Genomic DNA, 219 nt, shown 5'->3' with positions numbered 1-219 from the left:
CTCTAAGATTGCAAATGCCACAAAAGATTATTTTGTAGATGGCTCAAAACAACAATCGGACAATTATATAAGTAATAAGATAGGTAATATTGAATCAGGGGATTTTAAGACTTATAGCACTTTTACAAAAGTAACTGATATGTTTGATTATACAAATAAAATCAGTGATAAAATGAAAAAGCTAAGAGACATGCTTATAGAGAATTCACCTGATGATAT

General features: G+C 28.3%; 1 protein-coding gene. It reads left to right on the top strand.

From position 1 onward, the window contains the following. Window positions 1-219: hypothetical protein (locus ACX6CF_RS27270; protein ID WP_458788504.1), on the top strand; the 219-nt coding region annotated here is incomplete at both ends.

This window comes from Vallitalea sediminicola (assembly GCF_054408565.1).
Note: the sequence above shows the minus strand (reverse complement) of the source record. Positions and strands in the feature narration are given on the sequence as shown.